We start from the raw sequence: 4,461 nt of genomic DNA on the forward strand, positions 1-4,461 counted from the left end.
AAATAACGGTGTATTACAATGCGATTTTTCGGAAACTATGGGAAGTTTGAGTCATTCATTTCACTGCTTATTGGAACTTGGTTAGTTTATTTCGATTATAAGTATATTGCAGTGGGATTTTCGGTAGGTAGTTTCCCCGAACAAATGCAGTTCATGGCAGTTTTCTTAAATTTAATGTGATTTATAATTGTTTGCCTCCCAGTTATAGTGAAGCTGTTTGAAAAAATAGAATCAAAAAAGATCGAAGCATTTATCGATTTACCGAAAAAAGATACTCCTTTTACTTTTAGTGTTGTTTCTGGCTTTCTTGGGGAGCAAGCATTAGCGTCATTTTTGGCTACAGTTCTGATTTTTACTGGTAAAATTGCCATAGCTGAATACGGTGTTTTAATTGGTGCTGTTTATATGGCTATTTTATTTACTGTTGCAATTACACTCGCCGTCGTTTCTTTAGCCAGATTTGTATCGTTTTTCTCAAAGTTTAGCCCACTAATTTATGGTTTTGCTGCGTTGGCTTCGACTAGCATCGTTTTCGCGTTTGTTAACGTAGGGTTGAATATGGCGGCATAATTACATAACAAACTGTTTAAGAGTGATTCGCAACGCGTGGCATTTTTACTATGCGTTGCGTTTAGTGTTTAAGGCGGTATGCTGCGGCCTCGGTATTGCGCTGCTCACACCTTAACAGGGCGTTAGGCAAGGTGAGTTTTTATCAGCTAAATCGAGTTTGAATTGAACGGTAAATTCCATGTTTTGTGGCTTAATTTAAGCAATAAATAATCATCACATATTTGTTGTTTCTTGATCGCGTTGGGTTGCTTTTCGTTGTGAGTTTAGCGGCAAAATAACCTTCAGCATCCAAACGTCCGCTGAGTATGCTACGCCCGTCACTTTTCTTCCAAATCGCTCAATTTGAGTTTTTTTGTTTCTTTTCTGATTGGGCATTTGGGTTTATAAATGAATCGGTTAGTTGTTTTAAAATTTACAAAAAGCCTTGTTCTTTGGTTGTGAGAGTGTCGGTGTCAATTGGTTGGCCTAACAAACGGCTCAAGAGGGATTGCCAACGCGTGGCGACTTTAGTGCAAAATTGAAGTTCAGTGTTTACGGTGTGTTTTTTAAGTTTGGCGGTGCGTTGTCAACCCCTTAGCCGGGCGTTATGCTTAATCTCATAAATTCAGTCGGTTGCAAATTTTCTTTGCTCCTTCAGCCATTCGTTCAAGCTTTTCGGCAATTCAATATTGTTCGTTGCTGCCTAAAGAAAAGGCAGTTTTGTTGGCGCTGTAAATCTGAATAATTGCCTCATTTCAGAATTGAATTTGCGCGTGGTCAGTGCTGTTTGCTCAAAGTCGCTTTGAGTAATTTGGCTCCTCGGGCTTATCAACGTAAAGCGTATCGGCAATTTGAAATTGTTTTTCGCTATCTAATGAAAAGGCAATGTTGCTGACGCTGTGAGTTTGTCGCAGTTGCCTCAGTTGAGTTTCACGCTAGCGTGTGGTGAGTTTGGCTGGTGCAAGTTTTCATCATAATTTGGTTTGAAGTAGGGCCAGTTTTTACTCAAATCATGAGTGGGTTCAGGTTAATCAATTTTCCAGCTTGGTTCGTTTTATAAAGTTGAGTTATTCTGGCGGCAAGTTAAACGTAAGGTGTTGAAGTTTAAGCATAACAAACGGTTCAAGAGGGACTGCCAACGCGTGGCGGTTTTTGTTCAAATCGTCTTTTGTGATTACGGCTGTTATTTTAAGTGTGGTGTTTTGCGTTGTCAGCCCCTTAACCGGGCGTTAAGCGTAAGAGGGAAATATGGAAAAAGTAGTATTAGTTAAAAGTTATTTTGTACCGGTTGGTAAAGAAGTCATTGTCAAAGTGCCTACCGGTGAGAAAAAAGCCGGCTTCTTCGGTGGTGAAAAGGATATTTATCGTAAAGAAAAGAAATGGGAGCAGACTGGTTACTCGGATTGTATCGTTGACTCAGAGCGATTAGCAGCAGATTTACAGAAAGTAATTGAAAGCCTAAATCATGACGGTTTTAGTGTAAAAATGATTACCCCAGTAATCTCCGGTGATTATGCGTACAAGTATCAGGCGCAAGGTATATCGAGTTCAAAGCGTGTATTGAGTGAAACTGAAAGCGTGAAAGGCGGCGCGAGTTACGGGTATGGTTACGGCTATTCGTATACAGACAGTTTGTTGGTGATCGCTGAGAAAAACGCTTAACAAACGGCTCAAGAGGGATTGCCAACGCTTGGCGACTTTAGTGCAAAATTGAAGTTCAGTGTTTACGGTGTGTTTTTTAAGTTCGGCGGTGCGTTGTCAACCCCTTAGCCGGGCGTTAGCAAATTTATTCGACATCTAACTCACATGGAGGAAAAGTAAGTGGAAACAGATAGAGATTCGATTATCGAATCGCATAGACTTGCAAGCCCGGGGCTTCGGTATTTAGGGCAAATCATTGATGGTGCAATAAGTGCCGCAATATTCATTTTCTTTCTTTGGCTCGGTACATTAATTGGTTTATCTCAGGACTCATCTGGCTTAATTGCCTTTTCTGCCGCTGCTTTTTACTTCCTACTTTCTGATGGTTTCGCAAAAGGTCAAAGCCTCGGTAAGAAGCTACTAGGTATCTCAGTTATAGATTCAGTTACAGGAAAAAGTTGTAGTTTCCCTCAGTCATTTTTCCGCAATGTTTTGACACCAATAATCGGCATGATTGACGCGATCTTTATTCTGGGTAAAAGAAGACAGAGATTAGGTGACAAACTGGCGAAAACAATCGTTGTAGTAAATTAGCTAACAAACGGCTCAAGAGGGATTGCCAACGCGTGGCGGCTTTAGTGCAAAATTGCAGTTCAGTGTTTACGGTGTGTTTTTTGAATCCGGCTATGCGTTGTCAACCCCTTAGCCGGGCGTTATGTGATCTTGTAAATTCAGCTACATAAAGGAGAATTTAGTGGCTAATTCAGTGATAATTCAGCAATTAGATAATCAATTGAAAGTAAATTCAGATGCTTATGATTTAAGTCGAATTGTTGGTGTTGAAGTGAAAGTTTTGACGTTCAAAGACTATCTTATGAGAATGTTTCTGTTGGGTGCAATTTCATCGAGTTTACTTTTTATCTTTATCCCATCAGAGCATCAGGAATATGGATTAGCGTATGCATCCTTTTTGCCATTGGTAGCATTTATATTCGGTGCATTTTTGGGTTTTGTTAGCAGTAATAAGTATGAATTTCGTTTAGAGTTTAATCACTTAGATGAAACTGGGGTTCAATGGTTTACAGCGGCGAAGAGTAGAAAATCTAGTGATTACGTTTTGTTCAAAGAGCAAGAAATGGAGTTAAAACGAAAAATCACATAACAAACGGCTCAAGAGGGATTGCCAACGCTTGGCGACTTTAGTGCAAAATTGAAGTGCAGTGTTTACAGTGTGTTTTTTGAGTTCGGCGGTGCGTTGTCAACCCCTTAGCCGGGCGTTATATGCTTTCAAGTTACAATCAATAAAAGGACTTAAAAATGATTCTAAATCACGTCTCAGTTGGCGTTTCTGATGTGCTAAAGGCAGTCGGTTTTTATGACTCTGTTCTTTCTACACTAGCTATTAAGCGTGCTCACTATATAGAAAATATCGCAGCGGCTTATGGTGAAAATTTTGAATTTTGGGTCGGAAGCCCTTGTGAAGGAAAAGCAACATCAAGTAATGGTGCTCATATTGCTTTCAATGCACCTTCAAAAGAAGCTGTTGACCAATTCTATGCTACAGCCATTGAATTGGGTGGCTTATGTGCGGGTAAGCCAGGTCTAAGGCCGGAGTATGGTGAAGCTTACTATGCTGCATTTGTTCGTGACTTAGACGGAAACAAAATCGAAGCAGTTTCAATGTAGCTTTGAGTACGCATATAACAATCAATTTAAGAGGGATTCCCAACGCTTGGCATTTTTGCTTCTACTTCAAATTAAGTGTTTATGGCACAATGCTTTAAGTTGGGTAGTAGCGTTGCTCACCCCTTAATTGGGCGTTAGGCAAAGTGAGTTTTTATCAGCTAAATCGAGTTGAAATTGAACGGTAAATTCCATGTTTTGTGGCTTAAGTTAAGCAATAAATAGTCATCACATATTTGTTGTTTCTTGATCGCGTTGGGTTGCTTTTCGTTGTGAATTTAGCGGCAAAATAACCTTCAGCATCCAAACGTCCGCCGAGCATGCTACGCTCGTCACTTTTCTTCCAAATCGCTCAATTTGAGTTTTTTGTTTCTTTGCTGCGTTGGAGTTTTGGTTTATAAATGAATCGGTTAGTGTTTTTCAAGTTTACAAAAAAGCTTTGTTCTTGGGTTTTGAAAGTGTCGTTGTCAATCGGTTGGCCTAACAAACGGCTCAAGAGGGATTGCCAACGCGTGGCGACTTTAGTGCAAAATTGAAGTTCAGTGTTTACAGTGTGTTTTTTGAGTTCGGCTATGCGTTGTCAACCCC

Annotated in this window: 5 protein-coding genes; all 5 read left to right on the top strand. The window is 40.1% G+C overall.

Annotated elements, in window-relative coordinates:
- Positions 1 to 207 precede the first annotated feature (207 nt).
- The 5 genes from AACQ42_RS16985 (at position 208) to AACQ42_RS17005 (ending at position 3,876) form a co-directional block, all read left to right on the top strand.
- The gene (locus AACQ42_RS16985; protein WP_094165429.1) at positions 208 to 570 is read left to right on the top strand and encodes a hypothetical protein; all 363 of its coding nucleotides are present in this window, start codon (positions 208 to 210) and stop codon (positions 568 to 570) included.
- 1,227 nt (positions 571 to 1,797) lie between these two features.
- Positions 1,798 to 2,211 (top strand): hypothetical protein, encoded by a 414-nt coding sequence (locus AACQ42_RS16990; RefSeq protein ID WP_094165437.1) that lies wholly within the window; start codon positions 1,798 to 1,800, stop codon positions 2,209 to 2,211.
- A 159-nt stretch (positions 2,212 to 2,370) separates the two neighbouring features.
- Positions 2,371 to 2,784: an RDD family protein gene (locus tag AACQ42_RS16995; RefSeq protein ID WP_038162647.1), complete on the top strand. Its 414-nt coding sequence runs from the start codon at positions 2,371 to 2,373 to the stop codon at positions 2,782 to 2,784.
- Between the two features lie 160 nt (positions 2,785 to 2,944).
- Positions 2,945 to 3,352, top strand: a complete 408-nt coding sequence (locus AACQ42_RS17000) for a hypothetical protein (protein ID WP_176429656.1) — start codon at positions 2,945 to 2,947, stop codon at positions 3,350 to 3,352.
- Between the two features lie 155 nt (positions 3,353 to 3,507).
- Positions 3,508 to 3,876, top strand: coding sequence for a VOC family protein (locus tag AACQ42_RS17005; RefSeq protein WP_094165439.1), 369 nt, complete (start codon positions 3,508 to 3,510; stop codon positions 3,874 to 3,876).
- Positions 3,877 to 4,461: the final 585 nt, after the last annotated feature.

Origin of the sequence: Vibrio sp. V12_P9A6T4 (assembly GCF_963874835.1) — a bacterium.
Lineage (GTDB): Bacteria > Pseudomonadota > Gammaproteobacteria > Enterobacterales > Vibrionaceae > Vibrio > Vibrio anguillarum.

Coding starts and splice junctions, on each gene's coding strand:
- AACQ42_RS17005 (WP_094165439.1), top strand. CDS start 3,508: ATGATTCTAAATCACGTCTCAGTTGGCGTTTCTGATGTGCTAAAGGCA.
- AACQ42_RS16990 (WP_094165437.1), top strand. CDS start 1,798: ATGGAAAAAGTAGTATTAGTTAAAAGTTATTTTGTACCGGTTGGTAAA.